This window comes from Campylobacter sp. JMF_11 EL3 (genome assembly GCF_027736965.1).
Taxonomy (GTDB): Bacteria; Campylobacterota; Campylobacteria; order Campylobacterales; family Campylobacteraceae; genus Campylobacter_B.
In genome coordinates this window covers 174,953-197,161 of sequence record NZ_JAOVTJ010000003.1, presented here as the reverse complement: position 1 = coordinate 197,161, position 22,209 = coordinate 174,953, and the positions used below count along the sequence as shown (strand labels likewise).

Sequence of the window (22,209 nt, the reverse complement as noted above, 5' to 3'; positions counted from 1 at the left end):
AGTTTTTGACAATAATAAATAAAATAACACGCATTGGAAAATAACAGAAGTTAGATTTCAAAAACGGAAAGTGGATTATATTCAAGGGTTGCTTAAAAATAGATTAAAACTAGAAAAAATTTTTAAAATTTTAAAATTTAATCTTTAATCAAAATTTTATTTTCTGCCCGTTTTACGACGCGACCCACGATAGTGGCACTTTCGTATCCTGCATTTTTTAAATTTCGCACCGCCACGGCGACATCTTTTTCACTTATAGCGAGCAAAAGCCCGCCACTAGTTTGCGCATCGGCTAAAATCACTTGCGCTTCTTTATCGCAAAACGGAGCGATAAATTTCAAATTTCTATAACTTCCGCCAGGGATTAGCCCCTCATCTAGGCACTTTTGCACGCTTGCAAAAAGCGGAATTTCACGCACGAAAATTTCAAAACTAATATTTTCATTTATCATTTCTAGCGCGTGTCCTAAAAGCCCAAAGCCCGTGATATCGGTCGCAGCGTGTATTTCTAGCCCACTAAGCGCACCCAAAGCGTATGAATTTAGCCTAATCATACTTTCGATTGCGTCGCGAAATTCAGCAAATTTTAAAAATTTCGCCTTTATCGCCGTTGAGATTACGCCAGTGCCAATCGCCTTTGTAAGCACGAGCAAATCCCCTTCACGCGCAGTATTATTCGACCAAAATTTCCCCGGCTCAACCACGCCAGTAGCGCTTAATCCATAATAAATTTCTTTCGTTTTTATCGTGTGTCCGCCCACTAGCACGCCACCGCACTCGCTGATTTTGCTCTTGCCCCCAGCTAAAATTTCTTGCAAAATTTCATCGCCAAAATGACAATCATCAAATCCAACGATATTTAGAGCGTTTATCACTTTTGCGCCCATTGCGAAGATGTCGCTGAGCGAATTTGCCGCGGCGATTTGGCCGAAAATGTATGGATCATCGACAATCGGCGTGATGAAATCGAGCGTCTGCACGAGCGCTAAACTCTCGCTTATGCGAAAGACGCTTGCGTCCTCGTTGCTATCGATCGACGATAGTAAATTTACATCGGGTGCGATTATGCTTCCAAGGTTTTTCGTTAGACCCGCCGGGTCCAGCTTGGCTGCTCAACCCGCTGCGCTGATAAATTTCGTAAGGTTAAAATCACGATAAATCATAGTTTTATAGCTTCGTATTTTGATAAAATTTCCATAATCTCATAAGCGTTTGAAATTTCGCCAAGGACTAGATCGCCGACTAATTTATAGCTTTCCAAACAGCTTCCGCAGCTTAGTATTTCCACGCCCGCCTCGCTTAAATTTTTTAACGCTTCAAAGCTTGGGTGAGCGCGATTCGTGGTGATAAATACGGCGTTATTTACGCAAATGATTTTGGCTGGTTTTTGCTCTAAATTTAATAACGCGCCCAAAAATTTCGCCAAAAGCGCCTTGCCGACTGCGCCAGAACCGCAACTTTCTTCGTTTAAAAACACTACCTTTGGCTTAGCGAAATTTGGCGTATCACAAAAAATATCGTCCAAACTCTCATCTTTTAGTTCATCGGTTTTGGTAAGCGAAATCGTGGCTTCACCGCCATTTTCGCTGATTTGCGCGTCAAATCCGTTTTTTTGCAAAAATCGTTTTATGTTTTCTTTGGGTGCGATATCATTAACCAAAATTTCCAAATTTTCGCCGATTTTTAGCGATTTTAGGGCTTTTTTGGTAAGCAAAAGTGGCTCGGGGCACGATAAATTTCGACAATCTAGTTGCAAATTAAATCCTTAAAAAAATATCTTTGACACGCAAAGCTAGCGAGGAAAAATCCTCGCTCAAATTTTATAAACGAGGATATTTTTCCTCAAACTGCGATTTTGATACGCTTCCTTTATCCAAAAGCTCGCGATACCAGTAGTGGTGGAGCACATAAACTTCCTCTTCTGGTTTGTGTCCATCTATCATAGAGTGTATCGCTCCGCTGATCGCAAACACGGTCATATAGATATGCACGCACAAAAACACAGCGCAAACTGCGCCAAGTAGGTTATGCGCGATGACACTAGCACGCAAAACCTCGATTTGGCTCATGCCACCAAGTGCGCTATTTACCGCAGGCGCGCTGTAATCCAAAAAATACATTGACGCACCAGTGGCTATCATCACCATACCGCCCACAGTCGCTATCCAAAACCACGCCTTTTGGCCAGCGTTAAATTTACCAGCAGGGATTGCGCGCTTGGTTTTGCTAAGGTATCCGCCCATGATAATCATCCATTTAATATCATAAAAGCGTGGTAGCATACGCCAAAACCACAAAACAAACATCGGAATCACAGCGATTGCAAATGCGATAGTGGCGATTCCATGGGCGTTTTTACAAAACCTCACGAAGCTTCCCCCGCCAAAACTCTCGCCAAACATCATTATTAGACCAGTTGGCACCAAAATCGCCCACGAGCTAGCCGCGACGAAGTGAAAACATCGCTCAAAAAGGGTAAATGCAAGCACAGGCTTACCAGCGTGGTGGTCGAAGTGTTTCGCCCCTACAATCAAATAATGTCCCAAAAACGAGAGTATCACCGCAAGGCTAGCCCCCAAGGCTAACCACGCAAAAAATCCTGAACTTTGTAATTGCACAAAAAGTGGCGCTAGGCCGTCTTCGTATAAATTTATGTTTTCTAGTCGGGCTTTCCCCCACACATTATTCCCACTAGTTTGCACAACCTGTGCATATGGTCGGTCCTCGGCATACGCGCCCAAACAGGCGCAAAGCACACAAAAGAACTTCTTCATATATTTCCTTGACACAAAAATTTAGGGATTATAGCGTTTTAAGCCAAATTATGGCTTAGAAAATTTTATTAGTTTCTTCGCCTAAATTCCTCATAACCAAACTCTATCATATCCTCGACATTTCCGCTCTCATCTACCATTACCAAATTTGGCAATTTTATGCCATTAAAGGTCGTGTTTTTGACTATCGTGTAGTGGATTTGATCTTCGAAAATCACCCTATCGCCGATTTGCAAAGGTTTGTCAAATTTATACTCTGGCTCACCTGCTTCCAAACCTACAATATCGCCAGCCAAGCAGGTATTTCCACCGAAACGATAGACAAATTTACCCTCTTTGCTCTCGCCACGCACCGCAGGACGATATGGCATAAGCACGGTATCTGGCATGTGCGCCTCAGCCGAAGTGTCCAAAATCGCGATGTTTGCGTCGTTTTCGACGATATCAAGCACGCTAGCGACTAGGTATCCGCACTCCCAGCCCACAGCCTCGCCCGGCTCTAAAAACACCTCCACGCCGTATTTTTCGCGGAATTTTTTGATTAAGCTAATTAGCAATTCGACATTGTATCCCTCGCGCGTGATATGGTGTCCGCCACCGAAATTTAGCCATTTAAGTGAGCCGAAATATTTGCTAAATTTCGCCTCAAACGCCTCTAAAACGCGTTTTAAATTCTCCGCACCCTCCTCGCAAAGTGCATGAAAATGAAATCCACTAATCCCCTCTAAAAACCCGCTCTCCTCGCTAATAGCGCGCTCTAACGCTCCTAGCGTCATACCAAGGCGGCTAAATTTACCGCACGGATTGTAAGCGTCTTTGGGCGCAAAAGAAGTTTGTGGATTTAGGCGAAGTCCGCATTGCACGCCGGCACTCATCGCCTGCGCGCGGTATTTTCGCCACTGAGAGGCGCTATTGAAAACCACATGATCGCTAAGGGCTAAAATTTCAGCCATATCGCACTCTTTAAAAGCTGGCGAGTATGTATGTACCTGCGCGCCCGCTCCAAGCATTTGCCTAGCGAATTTCGCCTCGTGCAAGCCGCTGCAAGTAGCCCCGGAAAGGCACTTTTGCACCAAAGGCATACCAAGGCTAAACGCAAAACCCTTTAACGCACACAAAACCACCGCCCCGCTTCGCTCGCCAACCCTTTGCAAAAGGGCTAAATTTGCCCGCAATTTCGATTTTTCGCACACATACGCCGGGGTTTGAATTTCATCAATTTTCATAAAAATCCTTTTGTAAAATTTTTTAATTATATAAAATTTTATAAAATTTTGGCTAAAATCGCCGAATTTTAAATCAAAGGAAAGATATGGTAGAAGTGGAATTTTTAGGTCCAATCGGCAAAGAGCCGATGAAATTTGACGCCAAAACACTTAGCGAAGTAAAAGAGATTTTAAGCAAAGATAGCTCGCTAAAAGAGTGGCTATCTAGCTGCGCCGTGGCGGTAAATGACAAAATGGTCTATGAGCTAAATATCGCGCTTAAAGACGGCGATAAAATCAGCCTTTTGCCGCCGGTTTGTGGGGGTTGAGATGAAATTTGCTGGCAATTTTTCTTTGCACGATGGTGCACTTGATATCCCTGCGATTTCGAATTCATGGTATGAGCGTTACAAAGGCGCAAACTGCGGTGCGCTGATTACTTTTATCGGCATTGTGCGCGATGAAGACGGCATTAGCGGACTTAGTTTTGATATATACGAGCCGATTTTGCGCTCGTGGTTTCAATCGTGGCAAACAAAGGCGCAACAATCTGGAGCGCAGGTCTTTTTCGCGCACTCAAAAGGCGATGTGAGCGTGCATGAAAGCTCATATATCGCGGGCGTGCTAAGCCCACAACGCAAGGTTGCACTTGGGCTGATAAACGATTTTGTCGAGGATTTTAAGGCAAATGCGCCGATTTGGAAATATGATTTGATAAAGGGCGAGCGAATTTACGCTGCTTCTCGCTCGCAAAAACTACGCGGCGCAGGTATTTTGGGGTGAAATTTATTTTAAAAATTTTGCTTTAAATTTAAACTACTAAATTTTATAAAAACACTCAAATTTACGGGTTTTACCCCGTAAATTTAAAATTTAAACACATCTTTTGCAGATGAAATTTGTTTTGCCATACCAATATCGATTTTTTGGTAACCGCATTTAAAAATCGGCTCCAAAACCTCGGTAAAAAAGGCGTTTAAGCCCTCTTGGGTGATCTGCTCGTTGCTTGCATACCTTGCTAGCCCCATGAAAATACCATGTCCGATTTCGTTGCCAAAGCGCGCTTCCTTGCCCATGAAATCGTTTAGCGCGTGGCATACAGCCACTGTGGCTTTGGCGTTAGCGACATGGTTGTCGTTTAAAAAGTCTTCGAGCACGCCATAATCGCACTCGCATTTGATCCAGCGAAATGCTTTTGCGCTAGACGGGGAAATTTGGGTGTCATTGACATTTGCTGCGCAGATGATAAAGAGGTTTTTTGGCACGGCGAAATAGGATTTATTGTCTTTGACGATTACGCTGAATTTTTCCATTTCCGCCTCATCGAGGGTGTCGATGAAGTGCGAGTTTTTGGTGCGGATGATAGAGAGTGGGTCGTTTTCGTCGTATCTGCGCTCCAAAAGCGCAATGCTCTCGCCAAAAATTTCATCGAAATTTCCACTATCAATGGAATCGATTATCAAATAATACTCGCCTTTTGGATCTTTTAGCGCCTTTTTGCAAAGCGCCTTAAATTCGCCATTTACTAGCTTACCAGCCACGAAACCATCAATAAAATCGCTATATGAAAAACTATCGTGAAAAGAAAGATAACAAAAATGGCTTGGGCTTAATTTTTTATCCTTGATTAATGCGCGAATTCTTCTAGTTTTTCCAGAGCCGATTGCGCCGAAAAATATCGTATTTTTGGCGACTTCTTCGCTTTTGTAATTTTGCAAATACTCGAAAAATAGCGAAGCATAAACCGGTTTGGCGTTATATGGAGCTTGGGCAGGGTATGGTTCGAACTCGCTCATAAATTTCGCGCTAGCCTCGTAGAAATCGGAGAAATTCTCGATTTGCATGGCATAGAGCGAATTTAGTAAATTTACGCTTTCATTTGTGTATAAAAATGTCGGAAGCTCATCGTTAGCCTGCGTGAAAATACTAGCTAGCAAGTAGAGTTTTTCTGAGCTGGCCTGCTCCAAGTCCGCGCCCGCGCCCACACCTAAATTCAGCGAACCCTCGTCGCCTAAATAATGCTCTAATAAGAAAAAATTGTCCGCCTTCATCGTGGCTTTTAAAAACTCAATTACGACAAAAGGCTGATTATGCAAGCAAATATCAAAAAATTCGCTGGCTAAATTCGCGTCAATGCTGATAAATAGCCTATACATCGTGTCGTAAAAATTTATGATTTTTTGCTTAAATTCGTTTCGTTGCAACCTCTCTTGGGTCGCCATATTGAAATTTTTGATTATATTTTCTATGAAAATGTAGAGTGAGACGACATCTTTATCCTCACCGCTAAGCACGCTCTCTACGCTAGTCGCGGCTGTTTTTGGAAAAAGATCTTTTTTGGCTGCGATACGGTCTTTGAAGACAAAATCATAATAAAACGCGCCGATATTCGCGTCAAAAAACTGCTCCATAAAAAAATACTCAGCATGCGGGAATTTCTCGCCAAAGCTTAAAATTTTGTCGCTTCTTAAATTTCCGTCGCTGAAATTTATGTATAAATTCGACAAAAAATCGCCCTCAAAATCATCGAAACTATTTAAATTGTGCTTCAAAGTTTGCAAATGTTTTGAAATGGCTAGGTGTTTTTTGACCCAATACTGGTTTTTGCTATGATTTTTCCAATCGCTAGCAAGCGCGGTAATTTGCTCTTTTGTGAAATCTTGCATGGACTTTTCCTTTTAAGATAAATAAACCTTGCAAGATACCTAAATTTAAATAAATAATAAATAAAACTTATTGTATGCCCGAAATCAGCGGGACAAATTCGCACGCACCCAAATTTTCTTGGCTTATCTCGCTAGACGAAATTTTGTGAAATTTGATGATATATTGCGCTCCGCCCTCACTCATGGGAGCCACCAAAATACCGCCGATTTTAAGCTGAGCGAAGAGCCTGTCGCTAATTTTGGACGCGCAGGCTGAAAGCAGTATCCTATCATAAGGCGCAAACTCGCGCCAGCCCACATTGCCGTCATCGTGGCGGAGATTTATGTTGCGAATACCCAAATTTGCGAAGTGTTTTTTCGCCTCGCCCACTAGCCTCTCTACGCGCTCCACGGCAAAAACCCTACGCACCATATATGCCAAAATCGCAGACTGATACCCGCTCCCGCAGCCGATTTCTAGGACATTTTCTACGCTCTCATCAATGTCAAGCGCCATACTCATTCTAGCCACAGTTAGCGGAGAGCTAATCCACTGAGACGCCAAAATCGGTTGCGCATTTAAGCTAAACGCATGCGCGCTAAATGGGGCAAACTCGCTACGAGATACGCTTTTTAATGCGTCATAAAGCACTGGCGAAATAGCGATTTTATCAGCGATTTCCTCCGCCATTTTTTCGCAACGAAGTTTTTCTAAACTATCCAAAATTTCTCTCCATAAAATTAAAATAGCAAGTTATTTTTAAAGAGCTATTTTTGAGGTATTTTCGCGGTTGCGACGGAAATTTTGTGCGAGGCTAGACATGAAGTCTGCCGAAACACAAAATTTGCAAGCTCCGCGAAAATAACCAAAAAGAGCCTTTAAAAATCGTCGAAACTCAAACTTCCTTTTGAGTAATTCGTAACCTTACTTTCGAAGAAATTTGACTTTTGATCGTTAAATTTAGAGAAATCATCGACCCATTTTATCGGGTGAGAGGCGCCGTATTTTTTCTCTAAACCAATCGCAAGCAATCGTTGATCGACTAGGTAGTGTATGTATTCTTCGATGATATCATCTGTAAAGCCCATGATTTGGTTATCTGTGATATATTTGCCCCATTTGATTTCCAAATTTCCAGCTGTTTCGAACATCTCATAAATTTTACTGATATTTTTCTCGTGGAAAAGATCAGGTCGTTCCTTGCGCACTGAATTTATCATGTTTTGGAAAAGTAATAGGTGCGTGATTTCATCTCTTTGGATAAATCTAATCATCTGCGCTGAGCCAAGCATCTTGCCAGCGCGTGCCAAGGCATAAATCGAAGTAAATCCGCTGTAAAAATAAATGCCCTCTAAAATTTGATTTGCAACCATGGCTAAAAGCAGTTTATCGTCCGTAACCTCGCCTGCTAGCTCCTCATACACGCTCGAAATATAGGCGTTTTTCTCGCGCAAAACATCATCGTGTTTTTCCATTTCATAAATCAAATCAGTATTTTCGCAAATCGCCTCGACCATTACCGCGTAACTTTTGCTGTGATTTGCCTCTTCGTAAGCTTGGCGAGCGAGCACAGCGTTGATTTCAGGGGCTGTTATATAAGGATTTATGTTATCGGCTAGATTGTTTGTCTGGAAGCTATCCATGGAGATTAGCTGGCTCCATACCAAATCATACATGCGTTTTTCGGCGGTTGTGAGATTGAAGTTATAATCCCTCACATCGTCAGTCGTATCGACCTCTTTGGGAAACCAAGTATTTGCCTCCATAATGTCCCAGAGTTTGAGCGCCCATTGGTATTTTGCCTTGGTGAAATTTAGTATTCCGTGCGGATTGCCGTTAAAGACCTTGCGATTGGTGAGAGTTTCGTCTGAAAAGGGGTTGTAGATTTTTTTTCTATCCATAATTTTGCCTTTTTTTGAAATTTAACTCGCAATTCTAGCAAAATACAAATTAGAAATTTCTAAGAGAGATTTTTAGAGGCGAGATTATCTTAGAGGGGTCGAAATTTTGCTTTGGCGCGCCAAGATCGCCCAAATTTTCGCCAGTATCAAGGAAATTTTGCAAAAAATACTCGCCCCTATAACCCTGCTCGTGCAAAATTTGCGCCATTTGCGAAATGTCGCTTTCGCTTAAAAGATCGCTATGCACGGTAGTGCGCACCTCGAAAACGAAATTTGCGGATAATAAAAATTTCAAAGTTTGAAGGAAATTTTCGTAAAAATTTGATTTTGTGATAAAGCTAAATTTAGCCTCATGCGCCTTAAAATCAAGCGAGATGAAATCGACTAAGCCCAAATTTACGGCGTTTTGTATAATTTGTGGATTTGAGCCGTTTGTGTCGATTTTGACCTCAAAGCCCAAATTTTTCGTTTTTTGCAAAATTTGCATAAATCCCCTAGCGCAGGTGCATTCGCCCCCGCTAAACACCACAGCTTCTAGCTTGCCTACACGCGAGCGCAAAAACGCAAATAGCTCATCTTCGCTGATTTTGCCCTCGCCACGCACGACGCTAGGGTTGTAGCAATACCGGCATCGCATATTACACCCCGCAAACCACACAATAGCCGAGAGCCGCTCAGGGAAATCTGTCATCGTAAATGGCGTGATATGGTAAATTTCAGAATTTTGCATAATTGTGAATTTTAAAATTTCGCCAAATTTAAACGCGCTAAATTTGGCGAAATTTAGCAAATTTTATTTTTCTTCGAATTTTACCTTATTTTCGTCGAAAAACACTCTCTCTTTGTGTTCGCCCTTTTTGCCTACATTGAAGCTCTCCACAGGGCGCAAATACCCCATTACACGGGTATAAACTACACATTTTGTGCGTTTTTTTTCTAACTCTTTTGGGAATTCCATTTTCTCTCCTTATTTAAATTTCAAATTTCAAGCACCCTTGCTCTCATACTCTGCCATTAACTCAGCGTCGCATTTCGGGCAGTATTCGTGCTCGCCTGCGATATATCCATGCTTCGTGCAGACGCTAAATACAGGCGAAATCGTAATGTATGGGAGTTTGTAGTTGCTAATGACATTTTTGATAAATTTCTTGCACGCTGTTCCTGAACTAATGCGCTCCTTCATATACAAATGAAGCACTGTGCCCCCTGTGTAGCTACTTTGTAGCTCATCTTGCATATCCAGTGCCGCGAACGGATCATCGCTAAAACTTGCTGGGACTTGGGTAGAGTTTGTGTAGTAGATATTTTCGCCAAAGCCCGCTTGTATGATATCTGGGTAGCGTTTTTTATCCTCTTTGGCGAAGCGATATGTGGTGCCTTCCGCTGGCGTTGCTTCGAGGTTGTATAGATTTCCTGTGTTTTCTTGGAAAAGGCGAATTTTATGGCGCAAATACTCGATCAATTCTAGTGCAAATTCACGGCCAAATTTGGTCGTAATATCCTCTTTATCATCTGTGAAATTTCTAATCATTTCGTTTGCGCCGTTAATGCCAATGGTGCTAAAATGGTTATTAAAGCCCGGCAAATAGCGCTTAGTGTATGGATACAGACCGCGTTCGAACATTTCCTTGACAAACACACGCTTTTTCTCCAAAGTGCTTTTTGCTAACTGCAAAAGCGTTTCAAGCCTGGCATAAAGTGCCTCTTTATCGCCTTTGTAAAGGTATCCAAGGCGGGCTAAATTTATCGTTACCACGCCGATACTTCCAGTCATCTCAGCACTGCCAAAAAGCCCGCCACCGCGCTTTAAAAGCTCTCTAAGATCTAGTTGCAGTCTGCAACACATCGAACGAACTGCGCCTGGTTTATAGGCTTTTGGATTTTCGACTTTGTTGCCGTTTTCGTCCGTGATATACTGGCTTCCGACGAAATTTTGAAAATAGCTTGATCCGATTTTGGCTGTGTTTTCAAACACTGCATTTGCCGCGTCGCTGTCCCAGTCGAAATCCTGGGTGATATTTACGGTAGGAATCGGGAAGGTAAATGGCTGACCACATTTATCGCCCGCTGTCAAAACCTCGTAAAATGCGATAACAATGCGCCTCATCTCTGGCTCAAAATCGCCATAAGTAAGCTCGATAAGTGAGTTTTTGCCACGCTCTTTTGCCCTTTGCAACAGCTCCTCATCATCGATTCCCTCAAAAAGGTGGTGTTGGTTTGAGGTAGGGATTTGCGCCTTTAAATCCTCTGGGCAGGTCATATCAATCGTAACATTTGTAAATGGGCTTTGACCCCAGCGCGCCGGGACATTTAGATTATAAACGAAGCTTGTGATTGCCTTTTTGATCTCTTTGTCGCTTAATTTATCCTTAAAAACATAAGGGGCAAGATAGGTATCAAAGCTAGAAAACGCCTGCGCTCCCGCCCACTCGCTCTGCAAAATTCCTAAGAAATTCGCCATTTGGTGAAGTGCCTCTCTAAAATGCTTCGGAGCCTTGCTCTCTACGCGACCCCTAACGCCGTTAAATCCCTCATCGAGCAATACTCTTAGGCTCCAACCAGCGCAGTATGCGGTTAGGCAGTCTAAATCGTGGATATGATAATCGCCGTTTCTGTGCGCAGCGCCTTCTTCGCGCGAATACACCTTATCCAGCCAGTAGTTTGCGATGACCTTGCCAGCGGTGTTGTTGATCAATCCTGCGTTTGAATAGCTTGTGTTTGAGTTGGCTAAAATTCGCCAATCTGATTTGCCGATATATTCATTGACGGTTTGGGTGCAGTTTATGTAGGTGGTATCTTCTTCTAGCCCATAGACATGCTCTCTTTGCATTTTGTGCGTGTGGCGATAGATCATAAAGCTTTTTAAAACATCGAAATTCCCGCTTTCAAACAGCTTTTTTTCTATTATGTCTTGGACATCTTCGACGCTTAGGCTATCTTTGAAAACAATCGTTTTTAGGACATTTTCGAAGACTTTTTCATCAAAATTTGCGCTTACACTCTCATAGGCTTTTTTGATAGCGTCTTTTATTTTATAATCTTTGAATTCTTGAAAACTACCATCTCTTTTAATAATTTTTATCATTAATTCCCCCTAAAAAAGAAACGCGAAAGTATAGCAAGATATAGTTAAAATTTATTGAATTTTGTAGTTTGAAAAACAAAGTTAAATTTAACCAAGGCTTAGTATAATTGCGGATAAAATTTATTTTGTAGGACGAATTTATGAAGGGTTTGAAATTTGCGATTTTAGCTGTTTTTATAGCTATGTTTTTGGGTGGCTGTATCGCCAAAAAGTCCCCAACTAGCGCGCAAAGTAGCAGTAGCGAGCAAAATTTAAAAAGCGCTAAAATTTCAGAAGCTACGCTTAAAAAGCTAGCGAGCGATAGCACAAAAAAACTCCTTGCTTCCAAAAAAATTTCAAAGCAAAAAAACCGCTTCGCAATCGTGGGAATTAGCGAAATTTCATGCGAAAAAAAATGCGATTTCAACACCGATTTTTTGAGAAAAAAACTTAAAGTTGGCCTGATACACTCGGGCAAAGTCGTAGTCATCGACGCGCCTAGTTCTGATGAGCTAGTTTTTAGCAACGACGGACTTAAAAAATCCAACACCTCGCACGCAAATTCGATTTATTCGCCAGATTTTATTCTGCTTCCTAGCGTCAAATTTAGTGGCGAGAACAATGGTATTTTCGAGGTTTCGCTAAAAGACGCAGAGAAAAAAAGCGAAATTTGGAGTTATAAAAACAAATTTTAATGCCAAATTTAAGCTTATTTTGGCTAAAATCACAGCTTAATTTTTTTCGAAAGGTGGTGAGGAGCGTGCCAGGAGTTAAGGTACATCCGAACGAATCATTTGATGAAGCTTACAGACGCTTCAAAAAACAGACAGATCGTAACCTTATCGTTACCGAAGTCCGTGCTAGAAAGTATTTCGAGCCTATGACTGAGATCCGCAAAAAACAAAAAATTGCGGCTCGCAAAAAAATGCTTAAAAGACTTTACACACTTCGCAGATACGAATCTCGTTTGTAATTCTCGGGCGAATTTCGCCCGAATTTCTCTCTTAAATTTTCGCTTAACCGAATTTTAAATCTTAATCAAAATTTAAATTAATTAAATTTTAAATTTGCTATAATCCCTGAATTTTTTCGCAAAAAGGAAACCATAATGAGCAAAAATAAAATTTTTTCATCTCGTTGGGCTTTTATTTTAGCCTGTGTCGGCTCGGCTGTGGGCATGGCCAATGTCTGGGGCTTCCCGTATAAACTCGGTGCCAACGGCGGTGGCGCGTTTTTACTCATTTACATTTTTTTCATCGCACTTTTTGCCTATGTCGCGCTCTCAGCCGAATACGCTATCGGCAGACGGGCTAAAACAGGCACTCTTGGCTCTTATGAGCTTGCGTGGAAATCGCGAAATTTAGGCTTCATTGGCAAAATTTTAGGCTGGCTTCCACTAGCGGGGTCCATGTGTATCGCTATCGGATACGCCGTCATCATTGCTTATGTGCTAAAAGCCCTATTTCAGGCACTCAACGGCTCACTTATGAGCGTGGATACATCGACTTGGTTTGGCTCGTTTGCCTTCACGCCATATTCTGTGGTGCCATTTCACTTCATCATCGTTGCTGGCACGCTTTTTAGCATATTTTTGGGTGCGAAAAGTATCGAGCGCACAAACAAAATTATGATGCCACTATTTTTCGTGCTTTTTGCCATTTTAGCGGTGCGCGTGGCACTTTTAGACGGAGCTGGGGCTGGGTATAAATTTATGTTTAGCGCGGATTGGAGCAAACTAAGTGATGCCAATGTCTGGATCACAGCCATGGGACAAGCGCTCTTTTCGCTCTCTATCACGGGCTCAGGAATGCTCGTATATGGCGCGTATTTGCACAAAGACGAAGATATCGTCGATGCAGCGAAAAAAACCGCATTTTTCGACACAATCGCCGCTTTTGTGGCGGCCTTGGTGATGATACCTGCGCTTTTTGCTTACGGCGAGGACCAAACAGCGGGCCCTGGACTGCTTTTCGTAACACTGCCAAAAATTTTGCAAGACATGCCAGGCGGCGGAATTTTTGCGATTATTTTATTTACGGCGGTGATTTTTGGCGGAATTTCATCTTTGCAAAATATGTTCGAGGCCGTAACCGAGTCGCTTTTGCATAAATTTCCAAGCTTAAATAGGGCTTTGGTTTTGGTGATTTTGTGCGTGGTCTGCTTCGGAATCGGCGTAAATATGGAGACAATCGCGCCAAGCGACACAAACCCAGCGACCACATTTTACGAAGTTCATCTACACAACTGGGGTCCGTGGATGGATCTAGTATCTATCTATATAATCCCAATCGGCGCGGTTTTGGGCGCGATTTCATGGTTTTGGATTTTACGCAAGGACGAGCTTTTGGACGAAATCAACACAGGCTCGGCTAAAACATACTCAAACGCCTGGTATTATATCGGCAAATTTATCTATGTGCCAATCGTGCTAGTGTTATGCGGTATCGCATTGATAAATAAAGTCGCGTTTTAATAAAATTTAAAAATTTAGCGCAAATTTTGCGCTAAATTTGCCTAAAATTTCGCTATCGCAAATTTCAAATACTGCGCCCGAAATTTTTCAAATTTTGTTTTTACAATACAGTGGCGAAATTTTGCTTGATTTGTCATTGCGAGGAGTGCAAAGCACGACGAAGCAATCTAGGGAAATTTAAAAGAATTTTAAAATTTAGAATTTATCACAATTACAAAATTTAAAATTTGATTAAAAATCTAAAATTTTAGCAATGTCTAAATTTTACTGGATTGCTTCACTTCGCTCGCAATGACACTTGCAGGCGAAATTTGGGATTTATGGTTGGCAATAATGCCACTCTACGGGGCTGTTAGACTACAAGGCTCCGATAAAATTCCAAGAATTTACTCACACGACGATTCAAACCCTAAATCACAAGATTTTTTATAATATTTTTTGGCAATTTCCAAATTTTGTTCCTTATCTCTGTAATAATCGCCCAAATACTCACAAGCAGGGAAAAAATTTAAATCACAAGATTTCTCAAAATATGAATTTGCCAAACCAATGTCCTTTTTTACACCCTTACCATCTCTATGAAGCACTCCAAGACCGCAATAGCATGCCCCAAGTCCATCTTTAAATTCGCAAGTTTTATCGATATACTCTTTTGCTTTTTGAAAATTTGGCTCGATTTTTTCATCTATAAGTATCATTGCAAGGTTATAACAAGCCATATAATCACCATTTTCACATAATTTTTGGTTTATATTGTGTGTTTTTTTGTAATATTCTTTTGCTTTTTGTGGATTTTCGTTTTCGCCACGACTATAAAAATAAAGATTTCCAAGTTGATGACACGCAACAGCTTCGTTATTATTACATTTTATATCGAGCTCTTTTAATATCTTTTGATACTCGTTTGCAAAAGCAAAAATCCCAAAAAAGACAAACAAAAAACAAATTTTTTTCATTTTTACAAATTCCTATAATTAATTTTTTATTATTTCAAAATTATACAACCTAAATTCTTTATTTAGATACCGCATGGTTGGTATTTTTACCACCAAAAGTAGCTATGAAATTTTAAATTTCGCAGAATTTTACCATTTACTCTGCTTTTAATTTGAGCTTTGTAGATTGCTTCGGAAGCCACTTCACGCTTCCTCGCAATGACACTTAAAAGCAAAATTTCGCCAAATTTTAAAATTCCGAAATTTTACAAAATCCCAAAATCAACCCCGAGCGTCTTTTTAAGGGCTAACAAAAACATCACCACATACATCACCAATAGGCATTTTTTCTGCGTGCTTTTAGCCACTTTGTGCGAAATCTTCGTGCCAAAATACACGCCCACGAGGCCGCCAAGCCCCATTAATACGCCCTCTAAATACTGCACATTGCCATTATACGCCATGCTTAAAAATCCGCTAAACGAGCTAAAAATCACGAAAAATAGCCCCATAGAAACGGCTTTTTTGATATCCACGCCCAAAAATCCCACCAAAATAGGCGTTAAGAAAATCGCCCCGCCAACGCCCATGCTAATGGCGATTGCGCCGATTGCAAAACCCACGGCAAAAAGCAAAATTTTGGCTGGTTCTTTGGGGGCAGTGTTTTCGACATTTGTCATCAAAACCCTGCAAAACGCGATTGTCAAAGTCAGCAAAAGTCCGATTTCTAGGACGATTGAAGCCACATTTGCGACGATGAAGCCAGAAAGCGACGCGCCACAAAGTCCGCCAAGCCCCACGATTACGCCACTATCGAGGCGGAGTTTGCCTGCTTTGTAGTTTAGATACGACCCAAAAATCGCGCTAAACAGCATTTGCAAAATCGAAATCCCCACGGCTTCTTTGATATCGTATCCTAGCGCCATCATTATCGGCACGACGATTGTGCCGCCACCAATGCCAAAAAACCCAGAAATACAACCTACCAAAATCCCTAAAAATGGTATTATAAAAAGCATTTTCTCCCCTTAGTTTTCGCAAATTTCCAAAACTATCTCTTTTTTAAGCGAAATTTCTCTGATTTCGGCTAATTTTACACCACTAAAATTTAAATTTAAAATTTCCCGCTCGGTTTTGGCTAAATTTCGTGCGATTTCGCGTAATACTTTCCCGCGATACGCCTTAGCATAGTGGCTGAGCACTTTGCCATTTTTGATAAATTTAAAGCTTAGATGCGGGACTTTTAACTCGTAAAATTTCTCATAAAACCCAGCGCGCAGATCCACCACGCACTCGCCGTTCCCCACTTCGCACTCTAAAATTTCATCGATTTGGCGGGAGAAATTTGCCTTGTAAATTTTAGGCAAATCAAGCCCAGCGAATTTCTCGCCTTGTTTAAGCTTGTATTCAGGGATAAAGTCAGACCCCAAAATTGGTCCGAAAAGATTTGAGAAAATTATCACATTAACGCCCAAAAATTCGCGCGCAGTATTTTCAAGCTTAGCGTAAGCTAGCGCCTCATACGCCACGCCAGTGTAACGCTCCAACGCGCTCACACAGCCTTTTTTAAAGATACTCTCCCGCAAACTCTCATCAATTTCTTTAAGCCCAAAAATTTTAGCCAACTCCGCTTCACTAGCATTTTCGACAAATTTTGCATACTCTTTGACAGCGTTTTCTCGCACTCCACTCTCATCGCAAAATTCGAAATTTGACAAATCCAAAATTTTATCCGAGCCGATTTTCGACTTCATCTCACTTGGCGAAAACAAAACTTTCATCATAATCCTTATACAAAATTTAAGCCCATTTTACTATAATTTAAGTTACAAAAAAATACAAAGAGGGCGCATGTTTTTAAAAGATCCGATTTTTTATTTCAAAAATATTTTATCTAGGTTTCCAAACTCTTATCTCGCCGAAGACGGCGGGCAGATCATCATCGGCATTGACTGCGAATATTTACAAGGCGATGACCTTGACAAGCTTAAATTTGCTTTGCAAAACACCACGCAAATTTGCGAATTTGCAGGGCTTTTTGGAGTGCTAAGCTACGAAGCTGTTTATAAATTTGAACGCTTGGGCGATATTAAGCCCCGACTTTACGATTTTCCGACATATTTTTACGCCAACGCAAGGGCGTATCTGCACTACGACAAACAAAGCAAAATTTACAGCTTTTATGGCGAGGGAAAATATTTTGAAAATTTGGAAAATTCCAGCGATACTGCATCAAATTTTGAAAAACTCTATAAAATCAAAACCGATTTAAACGCCGAAAAAAAGGACGCCGAGCGTATTTTTGATAAGGCAAAAGAGTATATCAAAAGCGGCGATATTTTTCAGGTCGTGCCGTCTCAAACACTGCAAATTTACTCAAATTTAGACCCTTTGGAGTTTTATGAAATTTTAAAACGCCAAAATCCAAGCCATTATATGTATTTTTTTCCGACACCTTACGGCGTGGTGGCTGGAAGCTCCCCTGAACTCGTGCTTCAAATCAGAAATAACGAAATTTTTGTAGCTCCCATAGCAGGAACAAGGCCTCGCGGTAAGGACGCAAACGAAGATGAAGCCCTAAAAAACGAGCTTTTAGGCGATGAAAAAGAGATGAGCGAACACAAAATGCTAGTTGATTTGGCGCGAAACGACATTGGCAAATTTGCCAAAAAAGGAAGCGTGAAAGTGCGAAATTTAGCCCATGTGCAGTTTTTTGAAAGCGTTATGCACATTGTCAGCGATGTGCGTGGCATAAAGGACGAAAGCAAAGATAATTTTGATGTATTAGGCGTGGTTTTTCCTGCCGGCACACTTAGTGGAAGCCCAAAAATTCGTGCTATGCAAATCATAAACGAGCTTGAAAGCCACGCTAGGGGAATTTATGGCGGCGGGATTGGGTTTTGGCATTTTAACGGCGATTTACAAATGGCGATTTTAATCCGTTCGGCGATTTTCGTGCGTGATAAATCAAACCCCGAATTTAGCGATATTTTCGTGGGAGCAGGATACGGGCAGGTGTTTGATAGCGTGTTTGAAAACGAATACGCCGAAATCTGCAACAAACGCAAATCTTGCCTAAAAATTTTTGAAAAAACTTGCAAGGAAATGCAATGATTTTGATGATTGATAACTACGATAGTTTCGTATTTAACATATATCAATATGTGTTAGAGACCACGGGTGAAGAGATAGTTTGCAAACGAAATGACGAAATCACGCTTGAAGCGATTAAATTTTTATCGCCAAGCAAGATTATTTTAAGCCCGGGTCCAAAACACCCAAAAGATAGCGGAATTTGCCTAGAAATTTTAAAGGCAAATTTGGGAATTCCCATTTTAGGCGTGTGTTTGGGACACCAAGCCATAGGATTAAGCTTTGGCGCGAAAATAAAAACCCTTGAAGTGCCAAAACACGGCAAAACTAGCGAAATTAGCGTAGTTAGCGAAAACGCCGTTTTAGCAGGCTTGCCTAGCAAATTTGAAGTTATGCGTTATCACTCGCTTTATGTAGATGAGTTGCCCCCGTGTTTGGAGATTTCAGCCGTGAGTGAAGACGGTGTCATAATGGCGATGAAGCACAAAGAACGCGAAATTTACGGCATTCAGTTTCACCCTGAGAGCTATTTCACGCAGTATGGCAAAAAAATCATTGAAAATTTTGTAAATTTAAACAAACCCCAAATCAAGGAGAAAAAAGTGAGCAATTTCGCCCCGTTTATGATAAAGCTACAAAAGGGCTTCCCGCTCGAAGGTGGCGATTATGAAGAGATTTTTAGTGCCGTTATGGCAAAAGACTATGACATCGTCCAGCTAGCTGGTTTGCTCGTGCTAATTAGCGAAAAATCGCTCTACCCAGATAGCCTAAGTGCGCTTGTGCGAAGCGTTTTGAAATATTCCAAAACTTACAGCGATGATAACGCAATGCTAGACATCGTAGGCACCGGCGGGGACGCGCTAAAAACGATAAATATCTCTACAACCTGCGCGTTTATACTCGCTTCTCTTGGCGTCAGGGTCGGCAAACACGGCAACAGCGCAGTATCAAGCAAAAGTGGATCGAGCAATATTTTTGAAGCCTTAGGAGTGCCGTTAAATAGCGATTTGGGCGAACTTAGAGCGCTTATGGATAAGACAAATTTGGCATTTTTCCATGCGCCGTTTTTTCACAAGGTTACAGCCGAAGTCAAAGAAGCGCGAACTCGCCTTAAAATCGGCACTTTCTTTAATATTTTAGGACCTTTGCTAAATCCAAATTTGACCCTTTCGAACCAAGTCGTAGGCAACTACCACGAAGAAGTCAATGAACTAATAGCACAAACTCTGCAAAAACTAGGTCGAAAGCACGCCCTAGTCGTGCATGGCATGGACGGCATGGACGAGATCACGCTGTGCGATGAGACGCTCGTGCATGAAGTGCGGGGCGAGAAAATCATCGAGTATAAAATCACGCCTGAGCAATTTGGCTTTAACCGCGCCTTTCACACCGATATCGAGGGCGGAGATAGCAAATTTAATGCTGAAATTTTTAAAAGCACGATAAAAGGCGAGTTAAAGGGACCTAAACGCGATATAGTCGTGCTAAATGCGATGTTTGCTTTGTATGCGGCTGACTTTGCCAAAAGCCCAACGCAAGCCAAAGAGATAATCGAAAATGCCCTTGATAGCGGCAAGGTGTGGGGATTTTATCAAAATTATATTAAGAATTTTGGGTAAATCTTTTTAAGATTTTAATAGCATTATTGGAAAAATTAAATTTTAATTTTTCCAATAATCTAATAAATTTTTAATTGCTAAGTTAAAAATTTTTGGAGCTTTGATTCCTAATATCATTTTACCATACTTTGTAAGAACAAAGCCTATTTCTATTTCCAGTGTTTTGTTGTTATCTAAAATTCCACCATATAAAACAACAGTTCTAATAATTTTGTATTTTGGATACTGCAACTTAATGTAAAAATTTTCAATATCATCATAGTTATTAAGTTCTAAAATTCCATATTTTTTGTTTTGAAATTTTTTACCTTCAATATTAATGATTTCTAAATTTTTAATATCTAATAAAATCAAATCAGGAATGTGAATAATTGCCGATTTATTTCCATCTTTATATTCTTCACGGTTACTATATTTTTGTAAAGGAATAACAGACCCATCGCTATTGTGAAAATATCCTTTTTCACAACCTGCATGATTTTCAAATATTGAATATCCGTGTGTAAAATTTTCAATGACTAAATGAATAAATATTGTTGCCAGTTTTTCTCCTTGCTCTTCATAGTGCCAATATTGTTTTTTTGTTCTAATGTTTTGAATTGTTAGACCTTGCAATTCAATATTTAAGCGATTGGCAATTTGTATGAATTTATTTTCAGATAATAAATGTTTTTGTTTTAATCCGTGCATAGTTATAACTATTCTGTGTTTCCAGTTCAATTTTCTTAATACGGCAGAAATTATACTTAATGCACCAATATTTGGGTCATGCGATAACCTATTTGCTTTAATCAATCTACCTGAAATTTGTATTTTATTTTCCTTTTTTGTAATTATAATAGGAATATTATTTTTCGGTGGCTTTTTCATTTTATTCTTATATTCAATTAGTTCATCTATGGAATAAAACGGCTTTGTTTGTTCTTTATTCTGAATTTTTCCAATAATCTCTACACCGTAAGTTGTCAATAAACGACTTCCAAAAATATTTGTTTGTGTTGGCTTTTCTTTTTGTTGAATTTGTAAAGAATAGAGCATTATTTTCTTTATATTTGGATAAAAATAATCTATATATATAAATTTACTACATCGTTGATAAATACCAGTGTTACGACTTTCAGAATCATCTGTTTTTGTTTCTTCAATAGCATAAAGCGGAATATCTTTAAAAATAGGTTGTTTTTCTTGAAAATATATTAAAAAATCAACAAAACTTGATTGTCCCGATACAATCTTTATAAAAATTTTGTTAATTTTTGGTGTATTTATTCCAATTACTTCATAACAAAATGAAAATTTATTGTTTTCTAAAACAGGAATTATTTTTAAAGAACCTGAACTTATAAAACCAATGTTTTGATTTTTGGCAAAATATTGAATTATTATTTCTAAAACTTCTACTTTTGGTCGTTCTTCTGTTAAAATCCATAAATTTTTCATTTTTTCTCCAAAATATAAAGTTGCTCTTTGATAAATTTTTTATGTTTTGCATTACCATTACTATTACTTTTAAAACGCAAATAATCAAATTCAACTAATTCTAAATTCCCTAATGATTTTAAAATTTCTATTATTGAATTTTGTGGCATAATGCCTTCATTATTATAGCTCAAAAGTAAATATTTGTATTTTCCATATTTTGCAATTTCTTCCAAGTCTTGTAATGCTGTTTTTACATTACAAAAGCGTGATTTTTGATTTTCATATTCTCTAATGCCAGATATTCCTTTTATTTTAGGATTATCATATTTAGCTATTGTTTCCAATATGTGATAATTTGGAGCATATTGTCTTTGATTATATGGAGGGTCAAGGTAAAAAATATCGGCTGAAATTTCATTTAATAACAAATTTGAATTAGTATTGAAGCATAAATTTTTATAATTGTTAATAATAATTTCTGGTTGCCTAAGATAAATTTTTTTTAGTGCCCTATTGTCCCATTTCTTATGAAATGCTCCATATGTTCCTGAAATATTTGAATAAAATGGAACCGTTTCAATTAAACTAGCACAAAGAATAAAAAATTCCAATTCTGTGATAATATTATCGTCTTTCCACTCTTGAATTTTAATTCTAGTTTTGTCGATAAATTTTGCATTTTCATCTGTAAAATACATTCTTGGTATATCTAATTTCTTTGAGCCACTAGGTGAATAATTATTATAGAAAAAGCCTTGTTTTGGCGGTAAATTTTCTAAATAATGCAATATTATTTGTAAAGGCTCTGCAAACAAAACATTGACTTTATTTTGAATAAGATTTAAACATTTTGAAAAATTTGGAATTTGATTATTTTCAATATATGCTTTTTGTAAAACAAAAGAATAATACATTAAATCATTGGAATATATTTGATAATTTTTTCGTTTAAAATATTTTGCAACATTTGCTGTTCCAGAAAAAACATCAAAAAAAGTTTTACACTTTATATTGCGTTTTTCTATTTCACAGTAAATCCTGTTTGTTAAATTTTCTTTATTTCCGATATAGCGCATT

General features: G+C 39.6%; 20 protein-coding genes and 1 pseudogene. 7 read left to right on the top strand and 14 right to left on the bottom strand.

Going from position 1 to position 22,209, the window contains the following annotated elements; translation table 11 throughout:
* Positions 1-137: 137 nt before the first annotated feature.
* The 4 genes from selD to nspC form a co-directional block, all read right to left on the bottom strand.
* Positions 138-1,163 carry a selenide, water dikinase SelD gene (gene selD, locus OFN67_RS06040; RefSeq protein ID WP_270868664.1) on the bottom strand — a complete coding sequence of 342 codons (1,026 nt, stop codon included), beginning with the start codon at positions 1,161-1,163 and terminating at the stop codon, positions 138-140.
* Positions 1,160-1,756, bottom strand: coding sequence for a sulfurtransferase-like selenium metabolism protein YedF (gene yedF / locus OFN67_RS06035; RefSeq protein ID WP_270868665.1), 597 nt, complete (start codon positions 1,754-1,756; stop codon positions 1,160-1,162). Before yedF ends, selD begins: the two co-directional genes overlap by 4 nt.
* 64 nt (positions 1,757-1,820) lie before the next feature.
* Positions 1,821-2,774: a formate dehydrogenase subunit gamma gene (locus OFN67_RS06030; RefSeq protein WP_270868666.1), complete on the bottom strand. Its 954-nt coding sequence runs from the start codon at positions 2,772-2,774 to the stop codon at positions 1,821-1,823.
* 68 nt (positions 2,775-2,842) lie between these two features.
* Positions 2,843-4,000, bottom strand: a complete 1,158-nt coding sequence (nspC, locus tag OFN67_RS06025) for a carboxynorspermidine decarboxylase (RefSeq protein WP_270868667.1) — start codon at positions 3,998-4,000, stop codon at positions 2,843-2,845.
* A gap of 86 nt (positions 4,001-4,086) precedes the next feature.
* On the opposite strand from nspC, the gene OFN67_RS06020 reads away from it, so the two are divergent.
* Positions 4,087-4,308 carry a MoaD/ThiS family protein gene (locus OFN67_RS06020; protein ID WP_270868668.1) on the top strand — a complete coding sequence of 74 codons (222 nt, stop codon included), beginning with the start codon at positions 4,087-4,089 and terminating at the stop codon, positions 4,306-4,308.
* Position 4,309: 1 nt separating this feature from the next.
* Entirely contained in the window at positions 4,310-4,762 is a 453-nt protein-coding gene (locus OFN67_RS06015) for a molybdopterin synthase catalytic subunit (protein ID WP_270868669.1), read from the top strand.
* Between the two features lie 83 nt (positions 4,763-4,845).
* On the opposite strand, the gene OFN67_RS06010 is transcribed toward OFN67_RS06015, so the two are convergent.
* The 5 genes and pseudogenes from OFN67_RS06010 to OFN67_RS05990 all read right to left on the bottom strand — a co-directional run.
* Entirely contained in the window at positions 4,846-6,645 is a 1,800-nt protein-coding gene (locus OFN67_RS06010; RefSeq protein ID WP_270868670.1) for a hypothetical protein, read from the bottom strand.
* 67 nt (positions 6,646-6,712) lie between these two features.
* Complete coding sequence (locus OFN67_RS06005) at positions 6,713-7,348, bottom strand: protein-L-isoaspartate(D-aspartate) O-methyltransferase (protein WP_270868671.1); 636 nt, start codon at positions 7,346-7,348, stop codon at positions 6,713-6,715.
* A 155-nt stretch (positions 7,349-7,503) separates the two neighbouring features.
* Complete coding sequence (locus OFN67_RS06000; protein ID WP_270862616.1) at positions 7,504-8,526, bottom strand: ribonucleotide-diphosphate reductase subunit beta; 1,023 nt, start codon at positions 8,524-8,526, stop codon at positions 7,504-7,506.
* A 49-nt stretch (positions 8,527-8,575) separates the two neighbouring features.
* Positions 8,576-9,256, bottom strand: coding sequence for an anaerobic ribonucleoside-triphosphate reductase activating protein (locus OFN67_RS05995; protein WP_270868775.1), 681 nt, complete (start codon positions 9,254-9,256; stop codon positions 8,576-8,578).
* 84 nt (positions 9,257-9,340) lie between these two features.
* Positions 9,341-11,611, bottom strand: a pseudogene (locus tag OFN67_RS05990) (ribonucleoside triphosphate reductase); the annotation flags it as partial.
* Between the two features lie 140 nt (positions 11,612-11,751).
* Here OFN67_RS05990 and OFN67_RS05985 point away from each other — a divergent pair.
* The 3 genes from OFN67_RS05985 (at position 11,752) to OFN67_RS05975 (ending at position 14,063) form a co-directional block, all read left to right on the top strand.
* Complete coding sequence (locus tag OFN67_RS05985; protein WP_270868672.1) at positions 11,752-12,285, top strand: hypothetical protein; 534 nt, start codon at positions 11,752-11,754, stop codon at positions 12,283-12,285.
* A gap of 65 nt (positions 12,286-12,350) precedes the next feature.
* Positions 12,351-12,563 (top strand): 30S ribosomal protein S21, encoded by a 213-nt coding sequence (gene rpsU / locus OFN67_RS05980; RefSeq protein WP_270858142.1) that lies wholly within the window; start codon positions 12,351-12,353, stop codon positions 12,561-12,563.
* A 135-nt stretch (positions 12,564-12,698) separates the two neighbouring features.
* Complete coding sequence (locus OFN67_RS05975) at positions 12,699-14,063, top strand: sodium-dependent transporter (RefSeq protein ID WP_270858143.1); 1,365 nt, start codon at positions 12,699-12,701, stop codon at positions 14,061-14,063.
* 386 nt (positions 14,064-14,449) lie between these two features.
* On the opposite strand, the gene OFN67_RS05970 is transcribed toward OFN67_RS05975, so the two are convergent.
* From OFN67_RS05970 to OFN67_RS05960, 3 genes are all read right to left on the bottom strand, one after another.
* Positions 14,450-15,019 carry a tetratricopeptide repeat protein gene (locus tag OFN67_RS05970; RefSeq protein WP_270868673.1) on the bottom strand — a complete coding sequence of 190 codons (570 nt, stop codon included), beginning with the start codon at positions 15,017-15,019 and terminating at the stop codon, positions 14,450-14,452.
* Positions 15,020-15,264: 245 nt separating this feature from the next.
* A complete protein-coding gene (locus OFN67_RS05965; protein WP_270868674.1) occupies positions 15,265-16,017 on the bottom strand; it encodes a sulfite exporter TauE/SafE family protein in 753 nt (250 codons plus the stop codon).
* A 9-nt stretch (positions 16,018-16,026) separates the two neighbouring features.
* Positions 16,027-16,779, bottom strand: coding sequence for a YaaA family protein (locus tag OFN67_RS05960; RefSeq protein WP_270868675.1), 753 nt, complete (start codon positions 16,777-16,779; stop codon positions 16,027-16,029).
* Positions 16,780-16,849: 70 nt separating this feature from the next.
* On the opposite strand from OFN67_RS05960, the gene OFN67_RS05955 reads away from it, so the two are divergent.
* Together OFN67_RS05955 and trpD are read left to right on the top strand one after the other, a co-directional pair.
* Positions 16,850-18,112 (top strand): anthranilate synthase component I family protein, encoded by a 1,263-nt coding sequence (locus OFN67_RS05955; protein ID WP_270868676.1) that lies wholly within the window; start codon positions 16,850-16,852, stop codon positions 18,110-18,112.
* Entirely contained in the window at positions 18,109-19,710 is a 1,602-nt protein-coding gene (gene trpD, locus OFN67_RS05950; protein ID WP_270868677.1) for an anthranilate phosphoribosyltransferase, read from the top strand. Before OFN67_RS05955 ends, trpD begins: the two co-directional genes overlap by 4 nt.
* 42 nt (positions 19,711-19,752) lie before the next feature.
* Here the strand turns inward: trpD and OFN67_RS05945 are convergent, their stop codons facing one another.
* Both OFN67_RS05945 and OFN67_RS05940 read right to left on the bottom strand, forming a co-directional pair.
* Positions 19,753-21,150, bottom strand: a complete 1,398-nt coding sequence (locus OFN67_RS05945; RefSeq protein WP_270868678.1) for a hypothetical protein — start codon at positions 21,148-21,150, stop codon at positions 19,753-19,755.
* Positions 21,147-22,208 (bottom strand): DNA adenine methylase, encoded by a 1,062-nt coding sequence (locus OFN67_RS05940; protein ID WP_270868679.1) that lies wholly within the window; start codon positions 22,206-22,208, stop codon positions 21,147-21,149. Before OFN67_RS05940 ends, OFN67_RS05945 begins: the two co-directional genes overlap by 4 nt.
* Position 22,209: the final 1 nt, after the last annotated feature.